Raw genomic sequence first — 26,597 nt, forward strand, 5'->3', positions numbered from 1 at the left:
CCCCATCGCGTCGTGCGATCCCCGATCAATACCGAGACAGCCAGCATGCATATCAAACTCGCCAATCCCCGTGGCTTCTGCGCCGGCGTCGATCGCGCCATCGAAATCGTCAACCGTGCGCTGGAAGTGTTCGGCCCGCCGATCTACGTGCGCCATGAAGTGGTGCACAACAAGTTCGTGGTCGAGGACCTGCGCGCGCGCGGCGCGGTATTCGTCGAAGAGCTGGATCAGGTGCCGGACGACGTCATCGTCATCTTCAGTGCTCATGGCGTGTCCAAGGCCGTGCGCGACGAGGCGGCACGGCGGGGCCTCAAGGTATTCGACGCCACCTGCCCGCTGGTGACCAAGGTGCATATGGAAGTGGTGCGCTACAGCCGTGAGGGTCGTGAGTGCATCCTGATCGGCCACGAAGGTCACCCGGAAGTCGAAGGCACCATGGGCCAGTACGACGCCAGCAACGGCGGCGCCATCTACCTGGTGGAAGACGAGGCGGATGTCGCCGAGCTGCAGGTGCGCAACCCCGAGAACCTGGCGTTCGTCACCCAGACCACCCTGTCCATGGACGACACCAGCAAGGTGATCGACGCCCTGCGCGCCAAGTTCCCGGCCATCGGCGGCCCCCGCAAGGACGACATCTGCTATGCCACACAAAACCGTCAGGATGCGGTCAAACAACTGGCCAGCGAGTGCGACGTGCTGCTGGTCGTCGGCAGCCCCAACAGCTCCAACTCCAACCGCCTGCGCGAGCTGGCCGAGCGCATGGGTACCCCAGCCTACCTGATCGACGGCGCCGAAGACCTCAAGCACGAATGGTTCGACGGCGTGAAGGGTATCGGCATCACCGCAGGTGCCTCGGCGCCTGAGGTGCTGGTGCGTGGGGTAGTAGAGCAATTGCGCGCGTGGGGTGCGGCGGGGGAGACCGAGCTGGAGGGACGGCCGGAGAACATTACGTTCTCGATGCCGAGGGAGTTGCGGGTCAGGTCAATTTGACGCAACTCATCGTTTTATAAAGAAGCCGGCGAAAGCCGGCTTCTTATTTGGATGTATCACCAGTTGCATCGAGCCGCGAGAGTGCCTCCTCTAGCATTTGCTGCCGTTAGCGTCAGTGTTCCTGCTGCAAGCCGTCCTGTCGCTGTAGCTGTGAGTGTGTAGGCATTGGCCGTGACATTGTCTACAGCAATAGAGAACTCGCTTGTATTTGCAGGGAGGTTATTAAATCCCGCGTAGCTGCCAGCATTTTGTGCCCGGCGACGCTCGGCATTGGCAGCCGCTTGCATTAGCAGAGACTTGCCATCTTCGCAGGCGGCTCGCTCCAGGTAGGCCGTATAGTTTGGAATAGCAATGGCTGCCAAGATGGCGATGATCACAACCGCGATCATCACCTCTATTAGCGTAAAGCCTTTTTCTCGTTTCATCATCTGTCCTTATTCCTCGTCGATCCAGTACAGCCGGGGCGTTACGGGCATCCAAATACACTGAGGGTTGTTGTCGCAGCGGCATTTCTCTGGGTTCGCACTTGTAGCGCAAGCGTCAGGCGGGTTATTGCCACCAGTAGGGGTCGGAACAAGTTGCGATGGATCGTGATACACCCAGCACGCATTGCCGGCGCAGTAAATCTGCGGATTGGACGGCAGGCTGGTCGCGTTGGTCTCTACATATCTGGTGGTGGAAATGGCGGCAGCATTTTTCAGCATGACGGTATAAGCACGGCTGATACCTAGTGACGCCTTGCAGGAATTGGAATTCGAGCGTGGCTCGTAGGTGCTGAACAACACCATTCCGTCGGCTACCAAGGGACGGGACAGCACTTTCTCACCTTGTGCTGTTAGGCGGATATACCACCCACCGTTGGTGCTGCTGAATTGCTGTTCGGCAGCTGCTTTCTCAGTGGCGTTACCTGTTTGCGCTAGATTAGCGGTCGCATCATAGAGGTTTCCCTCGGTGAAAGTGCTCTCGCTGGCAGTGCCCTTTATGAGTTTGTCGGTGCGGAAAGAGTAGAAGCGATCTTGAATATTTTTATCCAGCGGATGACCGCGATAGCCACTCCCAATGTTCACGGTAAGGACTCTGGTATTGCCAACGTTGAGCAGGGCAAGCTCTGCCTCATGGTAGAACCGTCGCGCAGCGGCGGTTCCAGCGCCTCCCACATCAGCAAATACACCGTTGCCTCCGCTACCTGCTGGGCTGACCAAGCTTGCCCCACTCGAGCCGTTGTTAATATGGAAGCGCCAGATTTGGCCCCCCATATCGCCAACGAAGAACTGTCCGGCTAGGCCTTGTGAGTCGATCACCGCGTTGCCGTTGGCATCGGGACGTAGTCCGATAACCGATACTCTGCTGGGGATGCTGTAACGCATGCGACTGAGCGTAGCGTCATGCCCGGCCGCGCTACTGGCTGACCAGATTTTTGCGCCAGTTACTGCATCTACGATATAGACAGCGTTACCCATGGTATCGACGGTACGTTCACTGACGTTGTCCTGATTCGGGTCGTAACCGCCGCCAAAGATCAGTACGTCCTTGATCGTGGAACCAACCTGAATCTTTGTGCGTACCGGTGCCGACCAAGTTTGCCCCAGTTGCTCAAAGCCTGCGGTGACTCCGCCTTGGATTTTCCATAGCAGCTGTGGTGAGTTTCGATTGGTAATGTCCAGTGCATAGATGTCACGGCCGCCACGGCCCATGGTGGCGTAGGCGTAAACGAATTCATTGGGATTAAGACCGGTCAGCAGCGGGCCAGAACGATCTGCTGGGTTAACCCCCCCGTAAATCACCCCGTTGCCATTGACATCATTGGCCCACACCACAACGGTGTTATCCATGCCGTAACGGCGCGGTTTCAACGTCGTCGACTTGGCATCTAGACGCAGCTGTCGGACGTTGGCAAGCAGCGGCTCTGGCATAAAGGCGAATCGTTCCACGCCATTGCTGGTATCGAACAACTGAATGAAACCTTCGTTGCTGCCGATGACTACTCCTTGGTCCTCGTTGGTGCAACGGCGACTACTGTCGTAGGTATTGCAGGCGTAAGTCACCAAGCTAGGCGTGGCATGTAGAGGGTCGCCCAACGCACGGCGCTCATTATTTGTCGCTGGATCAAGGCCGCGGATATAGCTAATTAGCTCACTGCGTTCATCCGCATTTGCTGCGCCAAATTTATCTGCGGTAAGAGCCGTGTTGCCTGTTGCGATAGCGGTGAGGGCATTGGAGTTAGGAGTGACGTTCGTCAGCAGCAAGCGACTGCCACTGGCCGGCAAGCGAGATGCGGCACCGCCCAACACTATGCTGCCTCCGTCGCGGTCAGCGGACCAGAAGCTTCGCGAGTCACTGCGGAAAAAACCGGTATTTGCGTCAATGGCAGGGATACCATCGGCATCCACGATGAAAGCTGCACCATTAGCAGTTGCCATTCGATAGCGTTTCAGGTTGCCAGGCCAGCGATCAGTCTCCGAAGGCCTGAACAGGGAGAAATAGAGTTCATCCTTGTTGTCTTGGCGGTTGAAGGTATTGGCTGGTGCGGTGGCGCTGACGAAAGTGGTGTCAGTGGCTAGCACCTCCTGAATGATCCGGTTGAAAGCATCACTTAGTTCACCAGCATTCTCGGCGGTGCTGAAGGAGCCCCCGCCATTGCTGGCGACCTCACGCAGGAAGGTCTTGATTTGGTTGCTGGCGGTAGTGCCACTGGCATCTAGTGCGAAGCCGACTGTATGGGTGGTGATGTAATGATTGCCTTCCAAGCTGGATTGATCATTCTCAGTGATCCAACGAGCAAGGGTGCGTGCACAGCGCTCGCCGTCGTCGCTGGCGTCGTTGGAGCAACTGAGGCCTGTGAGGGATGCGATGGCGTTCTTGGCTGCTGTCGTATTGTTATTGGCTTGGCCATCGGTTAACAGCACGATGTGGTTGGCTTGGCATGCGCTGTCGATAGGCGATGGTCGCCCGCTGACTTCGTTGCGCATGTAGCGCACGGCATCTAAATAGGTAGGGACGATTGGTGTGCCGTCTGCGGCTGTCATGTTCTGTACTAAAGCATTCACGTGGCTGCGCACAGTAGTTACCAGGCCGCCGGAACTGAGTTTAAGTCTCAGTTTGATCGACTGTCCCGGATTGTCTTCGAACGCCACAGCTTGCAGGGAAGTATCGGTGGTGTGGCGGACAAACATGTTCAATGCGTTACCGCGATCCCAAGCTGAGTTGGCGAAGATACTTGTCAGCGCGCCGTTGAGGCTGCTGATATCGCAGGTGACCGGTTGTCCCGATACCCAGCCGGTGCCGCTGTTAATATTGCAGTCGCTCTCGGATGTCCGTGTGGTGCGATTGCTTAGGTTATTACTAGTAGCTTGAAAGGCGGTGGCTGTTGCGCTGTTCTGGAAACTGATACGACTAACTTGGTTAGGGGAGGTCACCGTACTAGATGGTGTCATCACCACCTCGGCTTTCATAACGCTGGTGCCGCGCGCGATCGGAAGATTCTCGAAGCGAATGCCCAGTTGGTTGCGGCTCAGTGGCAAGCTGTTCTGGTTGAGCGTGACGGTGCCACTATTGTTCTGATAGCCGTCGTTGGCATTGGTGGTGACGCGAGCCTCAATAATCGGATTGAAGCAGCCGTCCTTTCCGCCGGTATAGCTAAGCGTAAGCACAGGCTGGAGGCCTCCTGCGCCGTCAAAGCTATGGGCGCTGCGTGAACCGGTGCCTGCCGTTGGGGTGATATGGAACGCCATAGAGTTGTTACCACACCAACTGCCGAGGTTCACCACTTCCTGCACCAAGGCAGTGACATCGGGGCCTGGTATCGGCTCAGGGGTGGCTTGGCTAGTCCAGGGGGCCGGTGTCCATGTGCTTACGGCCGTGGTCTTGGCTCGAGTTTGCAGGTTGCTACCATTGGTGAAGGTGCTGGCATCACCAGTGCGTTCCGCCCGGACTTCGAAGGTCACCGGAGTGTTATTAGCTGCTGAGGGAAAGAAGTCGATACGTGCGGAAGTGACCGTGGCACCTTGAGGGATGCTCACATCTTGAAAGCGCAGAGCGCCCATTCGCGATTCAGGGGCAAGACCTTCTACGGTGTAGTTGACGACTAGTGACGGAGCGTTGCCAGTTGAGCAGTTATTGGCGCAGAACGTGTAATCCTGTGCATTCTCGTTTGAAGTGCTGGTGTTAGTCAGGCGGACAAACATGCCTTGTACCGGATCACCGTTTGGCGCCGCGCTCTTCAATGTATTGAACTGTGAAGTGATATCGATTGCAACGCGATTACCGGAAATCCATCCGTTAGCCTGAATATTGGCCGCAGTCTGGTAGGTCCGAGTCCCCACAGGGTTGCTGTCGTTAAGCGGCGCGGGTGTTTTATTGTTCTGCAACTGCACATTGATAAGCGGATTGCGTCTTGCCGCTGCAGGGCTGTTGGTAGGGGTGATCTCGATGTAAGCATTCGTGATCGTTGCATTGGCCGGGATATTGAGCCCTTGGAAATGAAACAAGGCCATAGTGCCTAGGCTACGGCGTAGGTTCAAATCAGTCATGGTGCTGTTGGTGCACACTGCATTGCCAGGGCGCGAGGGTGGGCTCAGACGGCAGGCATATTCAGTACCGCCGCTGGTCAGGCGAAAAAAACTGCCGGTAGTGCCAAGAATGGAGCTTGCCTGATTGGGCAGAGGCTGGGTGGTGTCGATGACGCCCATGATGAGGTTCGGGTTGTCGACCACCGCGCTACCAAGCGGCGAGATGGCCTGCGTCGCATCATCCGAACTCTGCCTAATATTTGGTACGCCGGCGACCAGCTCTACATCGCCGCCTAGTTCCTTATCAATATATTCGACTGGGTATACGTAGCGAGTATTACCATAGGCGGCTCGGGGGTTGAGTACCATTACGCCAACGTTGATGTTACTGGTGTTGCTCATGATGTCGCTGAAGGCGTCCTTCAGCACCATCATACGCGACTGCTGGGAGCCCGTAGCCGTGTTGTTGCTGTCCAAGCGCCAGTTCATCGAGCCGGAATTGTCGAGAATGAACAGGACATTGGGTTTGACGCTGTCGTCAATAGCCGGTCCGCCAAAAAAGACTTCGGTGTCGTCGGCATGGCTGAATGCCGCGCTGAGAATCAGCGTACTGGTTACAGCGGAGGAGAGCAGGGTGCGCAGTTGAATTAGGCGCTTCATGGTGTGGTCCTCGTGCCTGATGAACAGGCAATGCAACATTCAAATAGGGCTTAGGGGATATAACGGTTCTGCAGACCTTGGCGATGAGTTGCGGTGGCACCGCAATTGCCATCGTTGTCGCAGGCCTGTCCGGTGCTCACAACGTCGAAACGAATGACGTAGAGCCCTTGAGACATTCCACTACCCTCCAGAATTGGAATTTGCGTGCTTGTGTCAGCCAGCGGGGCAGCTTCATAGGTGATGGCCCCGGAAGCGTTCAAGTTACCGATGGCGTTGGGGTGCCAGCCACTGCCCGGTTGGAAGTACTGATTAGCCCAACGTTGCAAGCCACTTTCGGCAGCCTGAAATGCAACGTTTTGCTGTTGATTGTTGGAGGAAATACGCAACTGCAGGTTGGATTGTGAAGCTGCAGTAATGGCAATAATTGTGAGCATCAGCAGTAACACCAGGCTGACGAGCAGAACCATCCCTTGCTGGCGAGTATTCATTGCAGACGATTCCTAAGTTCGTAAGTGGCGCTAAAAGTCCGAGGATTTAAAAGTGTGCCTGTCGTCCTAGAGTCAGAAACCGTGATCTGAATATGAATGGCCTTGGCTGTGAGAGGATCGTTGCCTGGAAGGAAGGTAAAGGCCATGCTTGCGTTGTCTAGAATGGGATCTCCATTACGACGTATACCGCTGTTGGCGTTTGTATAAGTAATTGGCGGTTCAAAGGCGAGTGCTGTAGTGCCGCAACCAGTACCAGGAGTTGCGTAACGAAAAGTCAGGCTGTTTGTACCTGCGGTCGTGACTGCCGCGTCGGGAAGCGATGTGTTGTCCGGCGAAAAGGTGGTGACGGTATCTGATGCTACACAGCCCTGATAGCCCGCTCTCCGAGCATCTTGTCCAATTATTTCCAGAGCCAATCGACCACTTTCCTGCATAAAAGTGAGTTCGGTGTTGTCGCGGTCGGCAAAAAAGCTGCGGCTGAAAATTTCAGTGACACCAAGGATCAATAACGAACTGATCACGATGGCAACCATGAGTTCGACTAGTGAAAGCCCTTTCTGTGTGCGATTCATAGTTCTGCCTCTACTATCAGATCACTATTCTCTGCGTTTGCCTCTTGCCATTCGATGGTGACGCGGTATACGGAGCCGCTTTGGCGCTCCACACTCGCTGTTTGGACATTCGGTAAACTGCTGCGGACTTGTACGCACCATTCTGAAAGATCTGCCGTAGCTTTGGGTGAGCCTGTAGCTGCCGCGTTTCCACCAGCGGGGCAGTTTGCTGAGGAATACGAGTAGTTGTAATCAGTGCTTTGTGATGCGTGAGTGACGGTAAAAGAGGTGTAGGCACTATTGCTGGTGACCTTGTTGGCGCGCATACGGTCAATGATGTCATATGCCAGCAACGTCGCTTGGCTGCGGGAGTAAGCGCTTTCGCTCGACTGAAGACTCTGCATCATCAATGTGCCCATGCCGAGCAGACCGATAGCAAGTATCACTACGGCCACCATCACCTCGATCAGAGTAAAAGCTTTTCCCTCATGGCGGTTTATGGCTCTCATTCGGTTCCCTCCGAACTCTGGGGTGTGTTGTTGGATGTACTGCTCGTCAAGCTTGCGCGGCCTATTGTATTGATCTCTATATTGCGTCCTCCCACGTTGATGCTCGCTGTGGTTTGGGGACGGCCATTGGCTTGGAAGGTGACAGCTACATTGCTCGCGGTCACACCAGTAGGTATGGATACCACCCGAATGTCCTCGCTACCGTCACTCACTATCCAAGTGGACCCGGTGGTGGTCACGCTGACTGAGGCGCGTCTGGCAATCGCTTCGCTGCGTGCCAGTTGTAAAGCGCCTAGCAGGCTGTTTCGGGCGGAAGTTTCTCGGCCGCTTTCCATCATTGCCTGATAGCTGGGTACAGCGATGCTCGAGACAATTGCGATGAGGGCAATCACTACCATCAGCTCAATCAGCGTGAATCCTCTGCTTGATTCCATAACCACTCCGCCAGCGATAAGCCCAAAGACACGATGCTAATTTAGCCACCAAGTGTTTTCAGACTCCGTTCAAGCCAGACGGGCGGGCGTTTTGGCAGATGAATTGACTCTGCGCCGCCAGGTGCTGTGAGGCGTGTCACGCTGTGGCTCAGCAGTAGGCTCCACGCGCGGGTGGCTGATTGCGAACCCGCCCTGAAAGCGCGATGACCACTTGGCGTTGCGGAGCGCCCCTCTTGCAGAGAGTGAAGGTTCCGTTCAGGGCTCGGGTGGTGCCGTCTGCTTCGAACTGGATATGAGACTTGTTGCGGTTCCAGTGCCAGGAAAGGCCTTCAGCAATCTGCGTTTGATAGAGCAGCTCATCGCCTATATCCCGTTGTCCGTTAGCGTTGTGGTCTACGAATATCAAGAGTGTGCCGCGCCAAATGGTGGACTCCGAGCAGCGGCTTTCGCCTTGACATAAAGTGACGACGCGGCGGGTATACACCGCATTGCTGCGCGTGTGATGAAGCAAGGAAAGCAACTGATTAACGGCTTGCGTTCGCTCATTGTTCTCAATTTGCTGCCGCAGGTTGGGCAGTGCGATGCTGATCAATACCAACAGCATAGCGAGCGTGCTTATCAGCTCAAGAAGCGTACGGCCATAGATTTTCCGAGACATTATCCAGCATCCTTGCCAGTCGGTTATTCATGAATGCGAAGATTAGCCTAGGATCGATAGATGAAAAGTCCCGCACAGGTGGTGGTAGTGGGAGGCGGAGCACTGGGAATGCTTTCTGCCTTGCTGTTGGCAGAGGCAGGGCAACAGCTTGTGCTGCTCGAGGCGCGAGGCACAGGCAGCGAATCCTCCTGGGCCGGCGGTGGCATTGTTTCGCCGCTCTATCCGTGGCGCTACAGCGCGGCGGTGACGGCGTTGGCGCATTGGTCGCAGGATTTCTATCCCGGTTTTGCGCGGCAGATGTGGGAAGACACTGGCGTCGATCCCCAGGTGCATGTCACCGGGTTATATTGGCTGGATCTCGATGACGAGGCCGAGGCGCTGGCTTGGGCGGCGCGTGAGGGGCGGGTTTTGCGTGGCATCGACATGGCCAGCGTGCATGAGCAGGTGCCGGTACTGGGTGAAGGTTTTACCCGCGCCATTCATATGCCGGATGTGGCCAACGTGCGCAACCCGCGGCTGGTCAAGGCGCTGAGGGCGGCGTTGGCTGCCATGCCCAACGTGGAGCTGCGTGAGCATTGTCCGGTCACCGGGTTCATTCAGGAGGATGGGCAGATTCGCGGTGTAATCACCAGCGATGGCGAGGTGCGTGCCGAGCGCGTGGTGCTGGCAGCCGGTGCCTGGAGTGGCGAGATGCTCAGGACGCTTGGCCTGGAGTTGCCGGTCGAGCCGGTGAAGGGGCAGATGATCCTCTACAAGTGCGCCGAGAATTTTCTGCCGAGCATGGTGCTGGCCAGGGGACGTTATGCGATTCCGCGGCGAGATGGGCATATCCTGATCGGCAGTACGCTGGAGTACGCCGGCTTCGACAAGACGCCGACCGATGGCGCGCTGGAGAGCCTCAAGGCTTCCGCCGAAGAGCTGCTGCCGGCGCTGAAGGATGCCGAGGTGGTGGGGCACTGGGCGGGATTGCGGCCGGGCTCACCGCAGGGCATTCCCTTTATCGGGGAGGTGCCTTCGCATCCGGGCTTGTGGCTCAACTGCGGGCACTTTCGCAACGGCCTGGTGCTTGCACCTGCGTCCTGCCGGTTGCTGACCGACCTGCTGCTTGGGCGCGAGCCGATCATCGATCCGGCGCCCTATGCGCCAGCGGGGCGGTTGGGCTGAGTGGGCGGAAGGTGCGCGCGTGGCGCACCCTCCGCATGCAGGCCCACGGTAGGGGCGCTGCTTAGTCGATCCCCAGCTTCTTCAATCGATAGCGCATCGAGCGGAAGGTCAGGCCCAGGCGCTGGGCCGCCGCCGTGCGGTTCCAACGGGTTTCTTCGAGCGCCTGCATGATAAGTTTGCGTTCGATGCCTTCGAGATAGTCTTCCAGATTGTCGATCAGCGCCAGGCTGGCCTCGCCGGTTTCGCCGCTGGGGCCGCTCGCATCGGCCAGGCGTAGGTCGGCGGGGCTGATCTGGTCGTCCTCGCACAGGGTGTAGGCGCGTTCGAGCATGTTCTCCAGCTCGCGCACGTTGCCCGGGAAGCGATAGTTCTTCAGTTTCTCCAGCGCTTCGGGCTGCAGCTTGGCGGCGCTCAGACCGCTACCCTCGGCCAGGCGGGCGAGCATGACCTCGGCCAGTTGGGCGATGTCCTCGCGGCGTTCGCGCAGCGGTGGCACGCGCAGTTCGATGACGTTGAGGCGGTAGTAGAGGTCCTGGCGGAAGCGCCCGGCGGCCACCTCGGCGGCCAAATCCTTGTGGGTGGCGCAGAGGATGCGCACATCGACCACCACTTCCTGCTGACCACCGACGGCGCGTACGGCCTTTTCCTGAATGGCGCGCAGCAGCTTGACCTGCATCGGCAGCGGCAGGTCGGCCACTTCGTCGAGGAACAGGGTGCCGCCGTTGGCAGCCTGGAACAGGCCCTGCTTGTCCTCGATGGCCCCGGTGAAGCTGCCTTTCTTGTGGCCGAAGAACTCGCTCTCCATCAGCTCCGAAGGGATGGCGCCGCAGTTGACCGGGACGAACGGCTGTTCGGCGCGCGGGCCCTGCTCGTGGATCAGACGCGCCACCAGTTCCTTGCCGCTGCCGGACTCGCCGCTGATATACACCGGCGCCTGGCTGCGGGCGAGCTTCTGGATCTGCTTGCGCAGTGCCTTCATCGGCGGCGAGTCGCCGAGCAGGCGGTTGTCCACCGGAGCGCCTTCGCCCTCGGGGGAGCGGATGCGCAGGGCCGTGGCGACCAGCTCGCGCAGGCGGCCGAGGTCCACCGGCTTGGTGACGAAATCGAAGGCGCCGGCCTTGAGCGCATTGATCGCGGTATCCAGGCTGCCGTAGGCGGTGATCATTGCCACCGGTACCTGCGGGTGGCGCTGTTGGATGTGTTGCACCAGGTCGAGGCCTGTGCCGTCGGGCAGGCGCATGTCGGTCAGGCACAGGTCGAACGGCTCGCGGGCCAGCCATTCGCGCGCTTCCTTGACGTTGCGTGCGCTGCGCGTGTCCAGCTTCATCCGGCCGAGGGTGATTTCCAGCAGTTCGCGGATGTCCGGTTCGTCGTCGACGATCAAGGCTCTCTGGCGGGTCATGGTCAGCTCAGTTTGCGCGGATGGGCAAAGGTGATGCGGAAGCAGCTGCCGCCCCCTTCGCGTGGTTTGTAGTCGAGACGCGCCTGGTTGCCCTGGCACAGCTCGCGGGAAATATACAGGCCGAGGCCGGTGCCCTTGTTCTCGGTGGTGTAGAAGGGCTCGAAGATGTGCTGCTCCTGCTCGGGCGGCACGCCTGGGCCGTCGTCGAGGATTTCCAGCACCGGCAGGTCGCTGCTTGGGTCCCGGAACAGGCGTAGCCAGACCTGGCCGATCCTGTGCTGCTTGGCACTATAGCGCAGGCCGTTCTGCACCAGATTGGTCAGCACCTGGGTCAGCTGGTGTGGGTCCATGCGTGTCTGCAGGCTGCCGCCCTGGGTCTCCAGATGGATCTGCCGATCAGCCGGTGCGGAGCTGCGAAACTCGCTGGCGAAGCGGTGCAGCCAGTATTTCAGGTCGAGCAACTGCGGTTCGGCCTGGCGTCTGCGCGACAGTTGCAGCACGTTCTCGATCACCAGATTCATGCGTTTGGAGTGATCCTGGATGATCTGCGCCAGACGCTGGTCCGGCCCCTGCAGATCCTCCGACTCCTGCAGCAGCTGGGCGGCGTGGCTGATGGCGCCCAGCGGGTTGCGGATCTCGTGGGCGATGCCGGCGGTCAGTCGGCCGAGCGAGGCGAGCTTGAGCTGCTGAGCCTGCTGGGCGATCTGCGAGATGTCGTCGAGAAACACCAGGGTGTGCTGCTCGTCGCCGCGTTGCAGGGAAATGAAGCTGGGCTGCAGCACCGGGCCGTCCACCTGAGCCTGCAGGCTGTCGGGGCGCAGGGTGGGGTTGTGTAGCCACTGCTGCAGGCGTTTCACCAGTTCCGGGCAGTGCGGGTCGATGATCTTGCCGGCCAGCTCGCCGCGCCCCAGCAACTGGGTGGCGCCCTGGTTGGCCAGTAGCACGCGGTGCTGGGTGTCCAGCACCAGGATGCCGGTACGCATGCGCTGCAGGATCTGGGCATTGAGCTCTTCCAGATTGGCCACATCGGCGGCGCGCTGTTCGGCGAGGCTTTCGCTGACCTGCAGGCGGCGAGTGATGCCCTGAATGAACAGTGCGCCGGCGAAGCACAGCGCACCCAGCGCGCCCGCCTGAACGTATTGGGCGGCAGCAGCGGGGCGGCTGAGGCTGAGATAGAAGGTCAGATAGATCAGCGCCATCGCGGCAATGGCGGCGATCAGCAGGCCGATACGGCCGCGCAGCAGGATGTTGGCGATGGCCACGGCCACCACCAGCAGGTTGCCGATGCCGCTGGGAGTGCCTCCTGCCGCGTAGAACAGCGCGGAGAGAAAGATCACATCCACCAGCGCCAGGCTGAACAGCTGCATCAGATGCTTGGGTTTCTGCACCAGCACGGCGATGAAGATGTTCAGGATCAGGTAGGCCCAGCTGCCGCTGCGGAACAGGTCGATATGCACGACATCGAGCAACTGCTCGTCGAGATTGCTGGAGATCAGCAGGATCAGCGCCAGACCGATGCTCAGGCGATAGAAGTGATAGAGCCTGAGGATGCGTCGGCCTGGCGTGCTGCCGAGGGTGCTGGCGTCAGCGATCACCGGTGTGTGGGCCCTGTTCGAGGTGAGCCTGGCTGCAGTACCAGCGCTGGTCCTGGCTCAGTGCCTGGCTTTGCGGCACATGCACGCCGCAATGGGCGCAACGCACCATGGGGGCCGCGGTGTGCTTGTCCTCGCTTGGGCGAGGGCGCTTGGGTTGGCCGATGAAGCGGCGCCAGATCCAGATCGCGGCGAAGATCACGGCGACCCAGAACAGCAGGCGGAACAGGCCCATGGTGTGCCCTTTTATCTGTTATCCGGTTGAAGCCGGCAGTTTAGCCAAGCTGTGACCATCGGCACAGGGGGCTGATGGCAGGCTGTGAGCTGTTTCCGCGCGGCGAAAGCGGGTGTGGAAGGGCGTTCGGCGTCGCCTGACCAGGACCGGCTGGGAATGGGGGCGACAAAAAAGGGAGGCCGTGGCCTCCCTTTTCGCTGCGACGCGTCGGTCAGTCGAACAGGCCGAAGGTCAGGTAGCTCCAGATCGAACGCTTCTTGGCGGTTTCGCCGGTCTTGGCGTCCTGCTGCAGTTCGGCCGGGATCTGCTGCTCGGCGTCCTCGTACTGGCGGATCACGTCCTGGCTGGCGCGGGTTTCACCCGGCGGCAGCGGCGTGTCGGTTTCGATCAGGCCGAGGGTGGCCTTGGCCAGCCAGGAGCGGCCGTCGGCTTCTTCCTCGCGCGGCACGAACTGGCCGTTCTCCAGGCTTGGGTGATCCGGGTAGTTGAGCTTGAGGGTTTCCAGGCTGGTGGCGGCCAGATCGTTCAGGGCCAGGCGCTGATAGGCTTCGGTCATGATCGCCAGGCCGTCGCCCACGGCGGGGGTTTCCTGGAAGTTCTCCACCACGTAGCGACCGCGGTTGGCGGCGGCGACATAGGCCTGACGCTTGAGGTAGTAGTGACCGACATGGACCTCGTAGGCAGCCAGCAGGTTGCGCAGGTAGATCATGCGCTGCTTGGCGTCCGGGGCGTAACGGCTGGTCGGGTAGCGGCTGGTGAGCTGAGCGAACTCGTTGTAGGAGTCGCGGGCGGCGCCCGGGTCACGCTTGGTCATGTCCAGCGGCAGGAAGCGCGCCAGCAGGCCGCGGTCCTGGTCGAAGGAGGCCAGGCCCTTGAGGTAATAGGCGTAGTCGACGTTGGCATGCTGCGGGTGCAGACGAATGAAACGCTCGGCCGAGGACTTGGCGGCTTCCGGCTCGACGTTCTTGTAGTAGGCGTAGATCAGCTCGAGCTGCGCCTGCTCGGCGTAACGGCCGAAGGGGTAGCGCGACTCCAGCGCCTTGAGCTTGGCGATGGCCTGGGTATAGCTGCGGTTGTCCAGGTCGGCCTGGGCCTGCCGGTACAGCTCCACCTCGCTCAGGTTTTCGTCGACCTCCGGCTGCTTCGAGGAGCAGGCGGCGGTGAGGGCGAGGATGGCGATCAGCAGCAGGTGTTTCACTTGCATGGCGGCTTGCGTCCCTGTGACGGCCGCGCGGCCGTCCTGTTATGATGAGCGCCCCCTGGAACCCCCTGGGGCAAAGACGCCGTATTTAACCACAAGCCTGACGCCGAAACCAAAGGCCGGGCTCCCGCCCTTGCCCAAGAGCCTGTTCAAAGTTTCGCGAGCTAGAGCAATGCAAGGCAAAAACAGGCTAGGACGCGTAGTTTACGAGCTGTAAATGAGCATGACTCGCTTCGCTCGCCCCTTCGGGGCCGCACTGAAGTGCGTTAGCCGCAAGCGACTTTTCGAGCCTGTTTTTAACGCAGCAGGGCCGACGCGCAGCAGACCTTGAACTGGTTTTGAAGATGACTTCCATAGACAAACAATTGATCCAACTCCAGGCCATCGTCCCCTTCGAACAGGGCGGTCAGCGCCTCGACCAAGTGGCTGCGCAGCTGTTTGGCGAGTTTTCGCGCTCGCGCCTTTCCACCTGGATCAAGGACGGTCGCCTGACCGTCGACGGTGCCGTGGCGCGCCCGCGTGACACCGTGCATGCCGGCTCGACCCTGGTGCTCGATGCCGAGCAGGAAGCGCAGGGCGAGTGGGTGGCGCAGGACATCGAGCTGAACATCGTCTACGAGGACGAGCACCTGCTGGTGATCGACAAGCCGGCAGGCCTGGTCGTCCACCCAGCTGCCGGGCATGCCGATGGCACCTTGCTCAACGCCCTGCTGCATCACGTGCCGGACATCATCAATGTGCCGCGCGCCGGCATCGTGCATCGTCTGGACAAGGACACCACCGGCCTGATGGTGGTGGCCAAGACCCTGCAGGCGCAGACCAACCTGGTCGAGCAGCTGCAGAAGCGTAGCGTCAGCCGCATCTACGAATGCATCTGCATCGGCGTGATCACCGCCGGCGGCACCATTGATGCGCCGATCGGCCGCAGCTCCAGCCAGCGTCAGCGCATGGCCGTGACCGATGGCGGCAAGCCGGCGATCAGTCACTACCGCGTGCTGGAACGCTACCGCTCGCACACCCATGTACGGGTCAAGCTGGAAACCGGGCGCACCCATCAGATTCGCGTGCACATGAGCCACGTCGGCTATCCGCTGGTGGGCGACCCGGTGTATGCCGGGCGCTTCCGCATTCCGCCGGCGGCCAGCCAGAGCCTGGTGCAGAGTCTCAAGGAGTTTCCACGCCAGGCCCTGCATGCGCGCTTCCTCGAGCTGGACCATCCGGCCACCGGCAAGCGCATGAAGTGGGAATCGCCGCTGCCGGATGATCTGGTCTGGCTGCTGACCCTGCTGCGTCAGGATCGCGAGGCCTTCGTCGGGTGAGCGTGCATGACTGGCTGACGCCCGACTGGCCCGCGCCGGCCAACGTGCGTGCCTGCGTCACCACCCGCAGTGGCGGTGTCAGCGCGGCGCCGTTCGATACCTTCAACCTGGGCGATCACGTCGATGACGATCCAGCAGCCGTCGCGGCCAACCGCGCGCAGCTGGTCGAGGCCCTCGGTTGCCAGCCGGCCTGGCTGCGTCAGGTGCATGGCGTCGTGGTGGCCGAGGCCGACCCGGCTGTGGTCATCGAGGCCGATGGCAACTGGACGGCCACACCCGGCATCGCCTGCACGGCGATGACCGCCGACTGCCTGCCAGCATTGTTCTGCGACCGTGCCGGCACCCGCGTGGCGGCAGCCCATGCCGGCTGGCGCGGGTTGGCCAGTGGCGTGCTGGAGGCGACCGTGAAGACGCTGGACGTGGCGCCGCAGGAGCTGCTGGTGTGGCTTGGCCCGGCCATCGGCCCGGCCGCCTTCGAAGTGGGTAGCGAGGTGCGCGAAGCCTTCGTGCACCAGCATGCCGAGGCGGCCGGCGCCTTCCTGCCCGGCGCCAAGGCCGGCAAGTTCATGGCCGATATCTACCAGCTGGCGCGCATTCGTCTGGCCGCCATCGGCGTGACTGCGGTCAGCGGTGGCGGGTTCTGCACCTACAACGATCCGCGTTTCTACTCCTATCGCCGCAGCCCGCGTACCGGGCGCTTCGCCTCGCTGGTCTGGCTGCAGTCCTGAGGCAGCTGCTGCCTTGATCCAGTGGAACGAGCTCCGTTCGCGAGCCCTGTAACCCAAAGGCTTCGCGAGCAGAGCCCGCACCTGCCTTTAGGTGCGGGCATCCGTCTCGTGTGTTTTGGTCCTTAATCACTCTCATCAATAGTGCTGTGCCGAGCGAGACGACCGGTCATATGCTCGGCGCCATGAACAGCATTCGACTCGACAAGCGTGACCTGATCCTGAGCAAGGGCTCGGCGGTGATGACCCGGCGCGGCTATCACGGCACCGGCGTGCTGGAAATCGTCCAGGCTGCCGGCATTCCCAAGGGCAGCTTCTATCACTACTTCGCCAGCAAGGAAGACTTCGCCCTGCAGGCGCTGGCCTTCATCTATCGCCCGCGTCTGGAGCGTTACGCCCAGGCGTTGAGCAATGCCGCGCTGAGCCCGCGGGCGCGCATCCTGGCCTACTACCGCGACCTGCTGGCGCACTTCGCCCGCCAGGACACGCCGCAATATCACTGCTTCATCGGCAGCCTGAGTTTCGAGATGAGCGAGATGCTGCCGGCCATCGGCGCCGAGGTGGAGGCGATCCAGCAGGCCTCGGTGGACATCCTGCGCGACTGCCTGGAGCAGGCGCAGGCCGCCGGTGAACTGCCGGCCACCGAGGACTGCGGCAATCTCGCCACTTTCATCAGCGATGCTTGGCAGGGCGTGCTCGCCCGCCTCAAGGTGGGTCGCAACCTGCAGCCGCTGGAAGCCTTCATTAACCGCCTGGAGCGTTTGCTGCAGGCCTGATCACCGTTCAACCCAGAGGAAAGATGATGAGCGCCCCCGTACAAGCCCTGTTCGCCCCCTTCCGCCTCGGCAACCTGGAGCTGCCGACCCGTGTGGTCATGGCGCCCATGACCCGTTCCTTCTCGCCGGGTGGCGTCCCCAATGCCAAGGTCGTCGAGTACTACCGCCGTCGTGCGGCGGCGGGCGTGGGCCTGATCATCACCGAAGGCACCACGGTCGGGCACACGGCCGCCAACGGCTACCCGAACGTACCGCGTTTCCATGGCGAAGATGCCCTGGCCGGCTGGAAGCAGGTGGTCGATGCGGTGCATGCCGAAGGCGGCAAGATCGTTCCGCAGCTGTGGCACGTGGGTAACGTGCGCCGCCTGGGCACCGAGCCGGATGCCAGCGTGCCCGGTTATGGCCCGATGGAAAAACTCAAGGACGGTCAGGTGGTGGTGCACGGCATGACCCAGGCCGATATCGATGAGGTGATCGCCGCCTTCGCCCAGGCCGCACGCGACGCCAAGGCCATCGGCATGGACGGCGTGGAGATCCACGGCGCCCACGGCTACCTGATCGACCAGTTCTTCTGGGAAGGCAGCAACCAGCGCAGCGATCAGTACGGCGGTGACCTGGCGGCCCGTTCGCGTTTCGCCATCGAGCTGATCCAGGCGGTGCGCGCGGCGGTCGGCCCGGACTTCCCGATCATCCTGCGCTTCTCGCAGTGGAAGCAGCAGGACTACAGCGCGCGTCTGGTACAGACCCCGGAGCAGCTGGAAGCCTTCCTCAAGCCGCTGTCCGAGGCCGGCGTGGACATCTTCCACTGCTCGACCCGCCGTTTCTGGGAGCCGGAATTCGAGGGCAGCGACCTCAACCTCGCCGGCTGGACGCGCAAGCTCACCGGCAAGCCGACCATCACCGTCGGCAGTGTCGGCCTGGATGGCGAGTTTCTGCAGTTCATGGTCAAGACCGACAAGGTGGCCGAGCCTGCCAGCATCGAGAATCTGCTCGAGCGCCTGAACAAGGAAGAGTTCGACCTGGTCGCCGTGGGCCGCGCGCTGCTGGTCGACCCGGACTGGGCGCTGAAGGTGCGTGAGGGGCGTGAGCAGGACATTCTGCCGTTCAGCCGCGATGCACTGATGCAACTGCATTGAACCCCATGGGCGCCCTGCCGGGGCGCCCCAGCGAGGAGTGTCAGTGATGTCCAAGAGCCTGGTTTCCTGGGGGCTGTTCGCCGTCTTCGTCGCGCTTGCCCTCGGCCTGCAGGGCCATGCCCAGATGTTTGTGTTCGCCGGCGCAGTGGGCGTGGCGAAGGCGCTTGTGTGGGCGGCCTGGCTGGCATTTGTCGGCTACTCGATCCACTGCAGTCGCCGCGAGAACCTCTTCAAGAGCGTTCGCGGCATCGCTCGTCTGTACTGGGGGCGACAGATCATCATCGATCTGTATCCGGGGGTAGCGCTGGTCCTGGCGCTGATTGCCCTGCATCAGGGAGCTCTGGTGATGCTGGCCTGGTTGCTGCCGGCGCTGCTGTTCGCCAACCAGGCCACCCTGCTGTACATCGCCATTCATTTCGAGTCTTTGCTGGCTCTGTTCACACCCTGAGCAGGCGCTAGCGTGGCGGCCCCTCAGGGCCGCCACACCGCATCGCCCTATCAATGACGGGTTTCACCCGCTCGGGGTGCAAGCTCCGCGTTGTCGCCAGCTTCCGGCTGCGGTTGCATGGCGCCGCGCAGATGCTGCTCGAACTGCACCACGATGCCTTCCCAGCTGAGGTGACTGGCATGGCGGCGCGCATTCAGACGTATGCGACGCAGCGTTTCCGCATCTGCCAGCGCCTGGCAGGCGATTTCGCAGAAGCCGTTTTCGTCGCCAGGGCGGGCTAGCAGGCCGTTATGACCGTGGTGGATATGCTGGGCCGCGGCAGCCTGGTCGAAGGCCACGACGCCAAGGCTCGAGGCCAGGGCTTCCAGCACCACGTTGCCGAAGGTTTCCGACAGGCTGGGAAAGAGGAACAGATCGCCCGAGGCGTAGTGCATGGCCAGCGCCTCGCCACGCTGCAGCCCGCAGAACAGGGCATCCGGCAACTGTGCCTGCAGACTGGCGTGCAGCGGCCCGTCACCGACCAGGATCAGGCGCATGCGCCTTTGCGGGTGCGCCTGCTGCAAGGCGCGAAAGGCCTTTACCAGCAAACCGAGGTTCTTCTCCGCAGCCAGACGCCCGACATGCAGCACCGCCATATCGTCCGGCCCCAGGCCCCAGTGCTTGCGCAGCTCGTCGCAGCGTCTGCCGGGGTGGAACAGCTGGCTGTCGACGCCGCGGGCGAGCAGGGCCAGGCGCTCGAAGTCGCGGCGCTGCAGCTCCACCTTCTGGCCGATGCTAGGCACCAGGGTCATCTGCGTGCGGTTGTGAAACCAGCGCAGGTAGTTGGTCAGGGCGCGGGTCAGCAGGCCGAAGCCATAGTGCCCAGTGTACTGCTGGAAATTGGTGTGAAAACCACTGACCACCGGAATCGCCAGGCGCCTTGCCGCACGCAGGGCGGAGAGCCCCAAAGGGCCTTCGGTGGCGATGTAGAGCACGTCCGGGCGCTGGCGTTTCCAGCGCCTGAGCAGTTTGTGCAGCGACGACTGGCCCCACTGCAGGCCGGGGTAGCCGGGCAGCGGCCAGCCGCGGGTCAGCAGCAGTTCGGGATCCGGCTGTGGTGCGCTGTCGTGCGCCTGCCGCGGGCGTATCAGCTGCACGCGGTGGCCTCGGCTGCGCAGCCCATCGACCAGGCGGCCGAGGGTGTTGGCGACGCCGTTGATTTCCGGCGGGAAGGTTTCGCTGATCAGGGCGATATGCAGAGTGGGAGCGTCCATGTACGCAGTCTCTGCCGCGGTGATGTAGTGAAGGTGACGCTTTTGTTGCGTTTATATGTCGGTCGAGCCGGCCGTGTCCTGGTTCACGCTGCCCGGTGTGCGCAGAGGCGGTGCCGAGTATGCGATTGATCGTGGCGGGCCTAGACTGCTGTCGATTACAGGAGAGTGCCATGGCTTACAACAACGACAACGCCCAGGCTTTTCGCCGCGATTACCGCGCCGCCATCCATCCGCTGTACAACCCCTGGCTGCATGCAGCCTTCGTCCTGACCTACGGTCTGCTGTGCATGGGCTTGCTGTGGCGTACGCTGGATGCGGTTGCCGCCTGGCAATGGCTGCTGGTGCCGGCCACGCTGGTGTTCTTCAGCTGGGGCGAGTATCAGGTGCACAAGCGTCTTGGCCACAACAAGACGCGCTTCGGCAGACTCTTCTACAAGCGCCATACGGGCGATCATCACAGCTTCTTCGTCGAGACGCTGATGCCGTACGAGACTCCGCGCGACTGGCGCGTGATCTTGTTTCCGGCCTGGCTGATCGTGCTGTTCAGCCTGCCGACCTTCGCCGCCTGGTGGCTGCTGTCTCACCTCGATGGCAACCTCGCCGCGCTGTTCGCCGGCAGCATGCTGCTGGGCTACATGAGCTACGAACTGGTGCATGCCTGCGAGCATCTGCCGGCCGAGCACCCGGTTTCGCGCTTGCCATGGATTCGCCAGATGCGCCGCCTGCATGCGCTGCACCACCGCCGCGAGCTGATGGATTCGCGCAACTTCGGCATCGTCCATCCGCTGATGGACTGGTTGTACGGCACGCTGTACTGGGAGCCGCAGGCGATCGTCCAGCAGAACCGCCAGCAGCACCGCATCCTTGTCGCGCGCTCTGCCGAGCAGGTGCTGGCCTACGCCGCCGCGCCGTCCCACTGGCCCGAGTGGCACCCGTCATCGCTGCGCATCTACGGGCGCGAAGGCGCCTTGCTCACCGGCGAGCGCTTCGAGGAAGACATTCACGCCGGCGGCCGCGCCGGGCATCTGCGCTGGGAAGTGCTCGAGCATCAGCCTGCCCGTCGCTGGCAGGCCAGTGCACGGGGCGATCATGGCCTGCAGTTGCTGCTGACCTACGAGTGCCTGGAGGTCGAGGGTGGCTGCGAGTTCGTGCGTACCCTCGAGTACGGTTTCGACAGCTGGCTGATGCGGCTGGCCAACCTGCTGCTGATGCGCAGGCGCATCGAGGGCGAGTCGCAGGCCTCGCTGCGCGCGCTGCGGCAGGTACTGACGCGCGGCTAGCCCTGCGCGCCGCGCTCGCGCACCCAGAACAGCGTGGCGCCGGCCACTGCGGCTGGCATCATCAGGATGTTCAGCCCCGGCACCAGCAAGGCGGCGTAGGTGATGCCGCCGAAACTCAGGCTCTGCCAGCGCTTCTCGCGCAGCCAGGCGAGCATGTCCTGCCAGCTCATCTTGTGGTTGTCGGCCGGGTAGTCGATGTACTGCACCGCCATCATCCACACGCCGAACAGCAGCCACAGCGGCGCGGCGATCAGGTTCACCACCGGAATGAAGCTGAGGATCAGCAGGGCCAGTGCCCGCGGCAGGAAGTAGGCCAGCTTGCGCAATTCGCGACCAAGCGTGCGCGGCACCATGGCCATCAGCTCGGCCCAGCTGAAGGCGGGAAAGTTGTCCTCGCCGCGCACCACCACCTCCACCTTCTCGGCGAGAAAACCGTTGAACGGCGCGGCGATGATGTTGGCCAGCAGAGTGAAGGTGAAGAACACCATCAGCAGCACCAGCACCACGAACAGTGGCCAGAGTATGTACTGCAGAAAGCTCAGCCAGCTCGGCAGGCTGGGCATGAAGGTATCGACCCAACCGCCGAACTGCTGCACGGCGAAACCGATCAGCGTGGCGAAGAGGATCAGGTTGACCGCCAGCGGCAGCAGCACGAACAGGCGCAAGCCTGGGCTGAGTACCAGTTTCAGGCCTTCACGCAGGTATTGCGGGCCGGACAGGACGGGGGCGGCGGGCATGATGATCTCCTGAGTGGTGGATGCGCGCGACCATACCGACTTCGCGGGCGTGGCGAAAGTTTCCGCGCCCCTCAGTGTGTTTCGGCAGCGCCCGACGGCTCGAACATCACGACCTGATTGCGCTTGCGTTTGGCCTGGTACATGGCGCTGTCGGCGGCCTTGATCAGCGCCTCGCTGTCCGTGGCGTGCTGCGGGCAGAGGGCGATGCCGACACTGGGCGTGACAAAATCGATGCTGTGTCCGGCGATCTCGAACGGTGCGCCAAGGCTGCCGAGCAGGCGCTCGCCCAGCGCCCGGGCTGCTTCGGCGGTGGCCTGTGGCATGAGCAGGGTGAATTCGTCGCCCCCCAGGCGGTAGAGCTTGCCGGGTTGCCGCAGGCCATGCTGCAGCCTGGCGGCGATGGCGCAGAGCAGGGCATCGCCGGCGTCGTGGCCATACTGGTCGTTGACCTGCTTGAAGTGGTCCAGGTCGATGAAGAACAGCGCCAGTACGCTGCCTTCGTTCAGGGCCTGCTGCAGATCCCCCTGCAACTGCTCGTGGAAGGCCTTGCGGTTGCCCAGGCTGGTCAGCGGGTCGCGATAGGCGAGGTCATGCAGATGACGCTGGTGCGCGGCGCGCTCGGAAATGTCGCGCAGGATGCCGCGATAGCCGACGAAGGTCCCGTCCTGGGTATGGATCTGCGACAGTCGCCCCTCGAAGTCGCCCAGGCTGCCATCGGCACGACGCAGCTGCAGGTTGAAGCCGCTGAGACTGCTGTCCTGCTGCGCCTGCTGGAAGGTGGTCTCGGCCTGTTCGACCTTCTCCGTCAGCAGCAGCTGGGTGAAGGGCATGTTCAGCAGCTCCTCGCTGCGATAGCCGAGGGACAGTTCCATGCCGCGATTGACCCGGGTGAAGCGTCCCTCTGTGTCCACCTCGAAGTAGCCGTCCTGGATCGACTCGAGGATCGCCCGGTCGCGCTCCTCGCTCTGATCGAGACGTTCGAGCATCTGGTTCAGCGCGGCGGCCAGCTCGCCCAGTTCGTCATTGCCCAGGCTGCTCACCCGAGGCAGGCGAGCCTGCTGCCCGATACCGGCGATTTCCCGGTTTAGGCGTTCCAGACGGTGCAGGACCCAGTACTCCAGGCCGAGATAGACCAGGCCGGCGGCAGCCAGGGCGATGAGGAAGCTGACGCTGAGGAAGAACTCGATGGCCTCCTTGCCCTTGTGGTAGTTGATGCGCTGAGAGGTCAGCTGCAGACGCAACTCTGGCTCGTCGTCGCTGTTGTTGAGCAGCAGCTCGATCTGTTGCTGCTGCTCGTCCAGCAGCCTGCGTGGGCCAAGCTCGGCGGTGAATGTCTGGCGCTCCGGCAGCAGCTGCCAGCCCTTCGGGTCGACGCCCGCGGGGAGCAGGTGCAGACTGCTGTCGGGCAATTGCCGGTCCAGCGCATGCAGGCGCTGCCCGTCGAGAAAGCGGCCGGCCAGCAGTGTGCCGACAGCGCTGGCGGTGCCCTGGCTGTTGCTCACGGCGCTGCTCACCAGCAGCACGGGCACGCCCTGGATCAGCAGCACCTGGCCGGTTCTGAACTGCGCATCGCTTTGGTGCCGAAGCAGATTCAGGCGCTGGCTGCGGCTGTAGATATCGCTGCGCAGGCTGGCAATGCTGCGTGGCCGGTCGTGGCCGACCGGCAGCAGGTCCGCCAGGTCGGGCGGCGCCCACTGTTCCAACACCAGTTTGCCGGCATCGTCGAACAGCGCCATGAAGTCGAAGTCGTAGTTGGCCAGCTGCAGGCTGTCGAGATTCTGCCGCAGGTAGAGGCTGGCGTTGCCGCGGCCCTGAGCCAGCTCGTAGCTGGGGTCCCACCAGGCATAGCTGTGCAGCAGGCCGGTGGTGCGTTCGATATGGCCGAGCAGGATCAGGTGAGCCCTGTGCGCCGTTTCCTGGAGGCGCTGCTTGTCTTGCTGGTCGAAGCGGCTCAGCAGCAACTGGTTGGACAGCAACTGAACGAGCAGCAGGGTCAGGAGCAGTAGCGGGGCGAATAGCGAGAACAGTCGTCTGCGCAGGGTCATGGCGGGCGTTCGTCCCTGAAAGCGATGCGCCCAGTATAGTCAGGCCGCGCCTTTGGCCAGGTGATAGCGGCGCTCTATGCCGCAAATTGGCAATGGGTATTTCCGCTTCGCCAGCGGCCCCGATAGCCTTGCGCCCAGTTTCCCGTTTGCGGGGCTCTCATCCTTCCAAGCCTTCCCCTAGCGCTTCGAGAGTCCCTTTTTATCTGGCCTGCCGGCCCTGTGGCCTGCGAGGAGTTAGTCATGTCTGCCGTTCGTCATGCCCGCGTCATCATCCTGGGTTCCGGTCCTGCCGGTTACAGCGCCGCGGTTTACGCTGCGCGCGCCAACCTCAAGCCACTGCTGATCACCGGCATCCAGGCTGGTGGTCAGCTCACCACCACTACCGAGGTGGACAACTGGCCGGGCGATCCCCACGGCCTCACCGGGCCGGCGCTGATGCAGCGCATGCAGGAGCACGCCGAGCGTTTCGACACCGAAATCGTCTTCGACCACATTAACGCCGTGGACCTGGCCGGCAAGCCCTTCACCCTGGTCGGTGACGGCGGCACCTATAGCTGCGACGCGCTGATCATCGCCACTGGCGCCAGTGCGCGTTACCTCGGCCTGCCCAGCGAAGAGGCCTTCATGGGGCGCGGCGTTTCGGCGTGCGCCACCTGCGATGGCTTCTTCTATCGCGGCCGCGAAGTGGCAGTGGTCGGCGGCGGCAATACCGCGGTGGAAGAGGCGCTGTATCTGGCCAATATCGCCAGCAAGGTGACCCTTATCCATCGTCGCAACGGGTTTCGCGCCGAGAAGATCCTGCAGAACAAGCTGCAGGAGCGCGTGGCCGAGGGCAAGATCGAGCTGCAGCTCAATGCCGAGGTCGACGAAGTGCTCGGCGATGCCAGCGGCGTCACCGGTGTGCGTCTGAAGCAATACGGCGGTGCTTATCGCGAGCTGAAGGTGGACGGCCTGTTCGTCGCCATCGGCCATACGCCCAACACCAGTCTGTTCGAAGGCCAACTGGCGCTGAGAGACGGTTACCTGGTGGTCAATGGTGGGCGCGACGGCAATGCCACCGCCACCAGCATTCCCGGCGTGTTCGCCGCCGGCGATGTGGCCGACTCCGTGTATCGCCAGGCCATTACCTCGGCCGGTGCCGGCTGCATGGCGGCGCTGGATGTGGAGCGCTATCTCGACGGGCTCTGAGACCGGGTAGAAATCGTAGGGTGCGCTGTGCGCACCGAGGTTTGCAAAAAACGTAGCCCAGATTCACGGTGCCCGTGGAACGCAGGTGTGCGCGGCGCACCCTACGGGCGTCCGTATCAATCCACAGGTTTCAATCCGGCCAGTGCCAGGGCGGCTCGTCCAGCATGCCCTGGCCGCGGATGCTGGTCTGGCCGAGCTGCTTGTCCAGTTTCAGGGTGTTGCATTGCGGGCTTTCCTTGAGCGTGGCGATCAAGTGGCTGGCGTGGGATACCACCCACACCTGGGTCTGCTTCGAGGCGGCGATGATCAGGCGACCCAGTGCCGGCAGCAGATCCGGATGCAGGCTGGTTTCCGGTTCGTTGAGCACCATCAATGATGGCGGCCGTGGCGTGAGCAGGGCAGCGACCAGCAGCAGGTAGCGCAGGGTGCCGTCGGACAGTTCGGCGGCGCTCAGGGGGCGCAGCAGGCCTTCCTGGCGCAGCTCGACGGCGAAGCGTCCGCCGGCCTGGAAATCGATATGCAGGCGGCTGCCGGGAAAGGCGTCGTCGATGGCGGCGTCCAGCGCGGCGCGGTCGCCGATTTCACGGATGGTCTGCAGCGCCGCGGCCAGGTCGCGGCCGTCGTGGTGCAGCACCGGCGTGCGCGTGCCCAGTTGCGGCTGGCGCGCGGGGGCGTCGGCATCGCTGCGAAAGTGATCGTAGAAGCGCCAGCGGCGAATGGTCTCACGCAGCTGGAAGACTTCCGGGCAGCTCGGTTCGTTGCCGATCTGGTCGAACAGGCTGTCGTAGCTCGGCAGGTGCTGGGCCAGCACCTGCCAGCTGCGGCCTTCGCGCAGGCGTACCAGTGGCCCGGCGCGATCCACCAGCAACGAGGCGGGGCGGTAGCTGGCGCCGGCCCAGATGCATTCGCGCTTGATCTCAGGGTCGAGGGAGAACGCCGAGCTGCTCGGCTCGGGCAGACCCAGCGCGATGGCGTAGCCGAAATCCTCACCGGCAAAGCCCAGACGCAGTCGCATGACGTTCTGCCGGGGGCCGCCCTGCACCGGCACCTCGCCGTTGCGCATGCGCCGGGAAATCTTCTCCGGCCCGGCCCAGAAGCTTGACTCCAACCCGCCTTCGCGGGCCAGTGCGTTGACCACGCCGCCCTGGGCGGTTTCCGCCAGCAGGCGCAGGGCACGATAGAGATTGGACTTGCCGCTGCCGTTGGCGCCGGTGATCAGATTGAGCCGGCCCAGCGGCAGGATCAGGCTGTTGATCGAACGGTAGTTGGCGACGGCGAGGGTATGCAGCATGAAGGTG

Annotated in this window: 24 protein-coding genes; 9 read left to right on the forward strand and 15 right to left on the reverse strand. The window is 62.2% G+C overall.

Translation table 11 applies throughout. The features are described 5' to 3' along the window. Positions 1-45 precede the first annotated feature (45 nt). Positions 46-990 (forward strand): 4-hydroxy-3-methylbut-2-enyl diphosphate reductase, encoded by a 945-nt coding sequence (gene ispH, locus L1F06_RS04995; protein WP_129483934.1) that lies wholly within the window; start codon positions 46-48, stop codon positions 988-990. 56 nt (positions 991-1,046) lie between these two features. Here the strand turns inward: ispH and L1F06_RS24915 are convergent, their stop codons facing one another. From L1F06_RS24915 to L1F06_RS05035, 7 genes are all read right to left on the reverse strand, one after another. Continuing rightward, the gene (locus tag L1F06_RS24915; protein WP_129483935.1) at positions 1,047-1,418 is read right to left on the reverse strand and encodes a type IV pilin protein; all 372 of its coding nucleotides are present in this window, start codon (positions 1,416-1,418) and stop codon (positions 1,047-1,049) included. Between the two features lie 6 nt (positions 1,419-1,424). Then, positions 1,425-6,158: a pilus assembly protein PilY gene (locus tag L1F06_RS05010; RefSeq protein ID WP_129483936.1), complete on the reverse strand. Its 4,734-nt coding sequence runs from the start codon at positions 6,156-6,158 to the stop codon at positions 1,425-1,427. Positions 6,159-6,208: 50 nt separating this feature from the next. Continuing rightward, entirely contained in the window at positions 6,209-6,646 is a 438-nt protein-coding gene (locus tag L1F06_RS05015; protein ID WP_129483937.1) for a pilus assembly PilX family protein, read from the reverse strand. Continuing rightward, complete coding sequence (locus L1F06_RS05020) at positions 6,643-7,218, reverse strand: PilW family protein (RefSeq protein WP_129483938.1); 576 nt, start codon at positions 7,216-7,218, stop codon at positions 6,643-6,645. The genes L1F06_RS05015 and L1F06_RS05020 overlap by 4 nt, the downstream gene beginning before the upstream one ends. After that, the gene (pilV, locus tag L1F06_RS05025) at positions 7,215-7,706 is read right to left on the reverse strand and encodes a type IV pilus modification protein PilV (protein ID WP_129483939.1); all 492 of its coding nucleotides are present in this window, start codon (positions 7,704-7,706) and stop codon (positions 7,215-7,217) included. The genes L1F06_RS05020 and pilV overlap by 4 nt, the downstream gene beginning before the upstream one ends. After that, the gene (locus L1F06_RS05030) at positions 7,703-8,140 is read right to left on the reverse strand and encodes a GspH/FimT family pseudopilin (protein WP_129483940.1); all 438 of its coding nucleotides are present in this window, start codon (positions 8,138-8,140) and stop codon (positions 7,703-7,705) included. Before L1F06_RS05030 ends, pilV begins: the two co-directional genes overlap by 4 nt. 148 nt (positions 8,141-8,288) lie before the next feature. Further along, positions 8,289-8,798 (reverse strand): GspH/FimT family pseudopilin, encoded by a 510-nt coding sequence (locus L1F06_RS05035; RefSeq protein WP_129483941.1) that lies wholly within the window; start codon positions 8,796-8,798, stop codon positions 8,289-8,291. Positions 8,799-8,858: 60 nt separating this feature from the next. Between L1F06_RS05035 and thiO the strand changes: the two genes are divergently transcribed. After that, positions 8,859-9,962, forward strand: a complete 1,104-nt coding sequence (gene thiO, locus L1F06_RS05040) for a glycine oxidase ThiO (protein ID WP_129483942.1) — start codon at positions 8,859-8,861, stop codon at positions 9,960-9,962. A gap of 61 nt (positions 9,963-10,023) precedes the next feature. Here thiO and L1F06_RS05045 read toward each other — a convergent pair whose 3' ends face one another. The 4 genes from L1F06_RS05045 to L1F06_RS05060 form a co-directional block, all read right to left on the reverse strand. Beyond that, a complete protein-coding gene (locus L1F06_RS05045) occupies positions 10,024-11,364 on the reverse strand; it encodes a sigma-54-dependent transcriptional regulator (protein WP_129483943.1) in 1,341 nt (446 codons plus the stop codon). 2 nt (positions 11,365-11,366) lie between these two features. Then, positions 11,367-12,959: a two-component system sensor histidine kinase NtrB gene (locus L1F06_RS05050; RefSeq protein WP_003243065.1), complete on the reverse strand. Its 1,593-nt coding sequence runs from the start codon at positions 12,957-12,959 to the stop codon at positions 11,367-11,369. Continuing rightward, positions 12,949-13,191, reverse strand: coding sequence for a PP0621 family protein (locus tag L1F06_RS05055; protein WP_129483944.1), 243 nt, complete (start codon positions 13,189-13,191; stop codon positions 12,949-12,951). The genes L1F06_RS05050 and L1F06_RS05055 overlap by 11 nt, the downstream gene beginning before the upstream one ends. Positions 13,192-13,402: 211 nt before the next feature. Next, positions 13,403-14,395 (reverse strand): outer membrane protein assembly factor BamD, encoded by a 993-nt coding sequence (locus tag L1F06_RS05060; protein ID WP_003243069.1) that lies wholly within the window; start codon positions 14,393-14,395, stop codon positions 13,403-13,405. A 341-nt stretch (positions 14,396-14,736) separates the two neighbouring features. Here L1F06_RS05060 and rluD point away from each other — a divergent pair, with 341 nt between their 5' ends. The 5 genes from rluD to L1F06_RS05085 all read left to right on the forward strand — a co-directional run bounded on the left by rluD (position 14,737) and on the right by L1F06_RS05085 (position 18,796). Further along, on the forward strand, positions 14,737-15,711 hold the full coding sequence (gene rluD, locus L1F06_RS05065) for a 23S rRNA pseudouridine(1911/1915/1917) synthase RluD (protein ID WP_011921057.1): 975 nt from the start codon (positions 14,737-14,739) through the stop codon (positions 15,709-15,711). 2 nt (positions 15,712-15,713) lie between these two features. Next, the gene (gene pgeF / locus L1F06_RS05070) at positions 15,714-16,439 is read left to right on the forward strand and encodes a peptidoglycan editing factor PgeF (protein WP_129483973.1); all 726 of its coding nucleotides are present in this window, start codon (positions 15,714-15,716) and stop codon (positions 16,437-16,439) included. A 182-nt stretch (positions 16,440-16,621) separates the two neighbouring features. Beyond that, positions 16,622-17,212, forward strand: a complete 591-nt coding sequence (locus L1F06_RS05075) for a TetR/AcrR family transcriptional regulator (protein WP_232531463.1) — start codon at positions 16,622-16,624, stop codon at positions 17,210-17,212. Positions 17,213-17,238: 26 nt separating this feature from the next. Beyond that, complete coding sequence (locus tag L1F06_RS05080) at positions 17,239-18,348, forward strand: NADH:flavin oxidoreductase (protein WP_011921060.1); 1,110 nt, start codon at positions 17,239-17,241, stop codon at positions 18,346-18,348. A 46-nt stretch (positions 18,349-18,394) separates the two neighbouring features. Further along, the gene (locus L1F06_RS05085; protein WP_129483945.1) at positions 18,395-18,796 is read left to right on the forward strand and encodes a hypothetical protein; all 402 of its coding nucleotides are present in this window, start codon (positions 18,395-18,397) and stop codon (positions 18,794-18,796) included. 50 nt (positions 18,797-18,846) lie between these two features. Here L1F06_RS05085 and L1F06_RS05090 read toward each other — a convergent pair whose 3' ends face one another. Beyond that, positions 18,847-20,049, reverse strand: coding sequence for a glycosyltransferase family 4 protein (locus tag L1F06_RS05090; protein ID WP_129483946.1), 1,203 nt, complete (start codon positions 20,047-20,049; stop codon positions 18,847-18,849). Positions 20,050-20,219: 170 nt separating this feature from the next. Here L1F06_RS05090 and L1F06_RS05095 point away from each other — a divergent pair, with 170 nt between their 5' ends. Next, positions 20,220-21,329: an SRPBCC family protein gene (locus L1F06_RS05095; RefSeq protein WP_129483947.1), complete on the forward strand. Its 1,110-nt coding sequence runs from the start codon at positions 20,220-20,222 to the stop codon at positions 21,327-21,329. Here L1F06_RS05095 and cysZ read toward each other — a convergent pair. Both cysZ and L1F06_RS05105 read right to left on the reverse strand, forming a co-directional pair. Continuing rightward, positions 21,326-22,066, reverse strand: coding sequence for a sulfate transporter CysZ (gene cysZ, locus L1F06_RS05100; RefSeq protein ID WP_003243082.1), 741 nt, complete (start codon positions 22,064-22,066; stop codon positions 21,326-21,328). The two genes, L1F06_RS05095 and cysZ, sit on opposite strands and share 4 nt — an antisense overlap. 71 nt (positions 22,067-22,137) lie before the next feature. Then, on the reverse strand, positions 22,138-24,111 hold the full coding sequence (locus L1F06_RS05105) for a sensor domain-containing diguanylate cyclase (protein ID WP_129483948.1): 1,974 nt from the start codon (positions 24,109-24,111) through the stop codon (positions 22,138-22,140). Positions 24,112-24,351: 240 nt separating this feature from the next. Between L1F06_RS05105 and trxB the strand changes: the two genes are divergently transcribed. Beyond that, entirely contained in the window at positions 24,352-25,299 is a 948-nt protein-coding gene (trxB, locus tag L1F06_RS05110; RefSeq protein WP_003243086.1) for a thioredoxin-disulfide reductase, read from the forward strand. 130 nt (positions 25,300-25,429) lie between these two features. Here the strand turns inward: trxB and L1F06_RS05115 are convergent, their stop codons facing one another. Then, positions 25,430-26,590, reverse strand: a complete 1,161-nt coding sequence (locus L1F06_RS05115; protein ID WP_129483949.1) for an AAA family ATPase — start codon at positions 26,588-26,590, stop codon at positions 25,430-25,432. Positions 26,591-26,597: the final 7 nt, after the last annotated feature.

Origin of the sequence: Pseudomonas hydrolytica, from assembly GCF_021495345.1 — a bacterium.
Classification (GTDB): domain Bacteria; phylum Pseudomonadota; class Gammaproteobacteria; order Pseudomonadales; family Pseudomonadaceae; genus Aquipseudomonas; species Aquipseudomonas hydrolytica.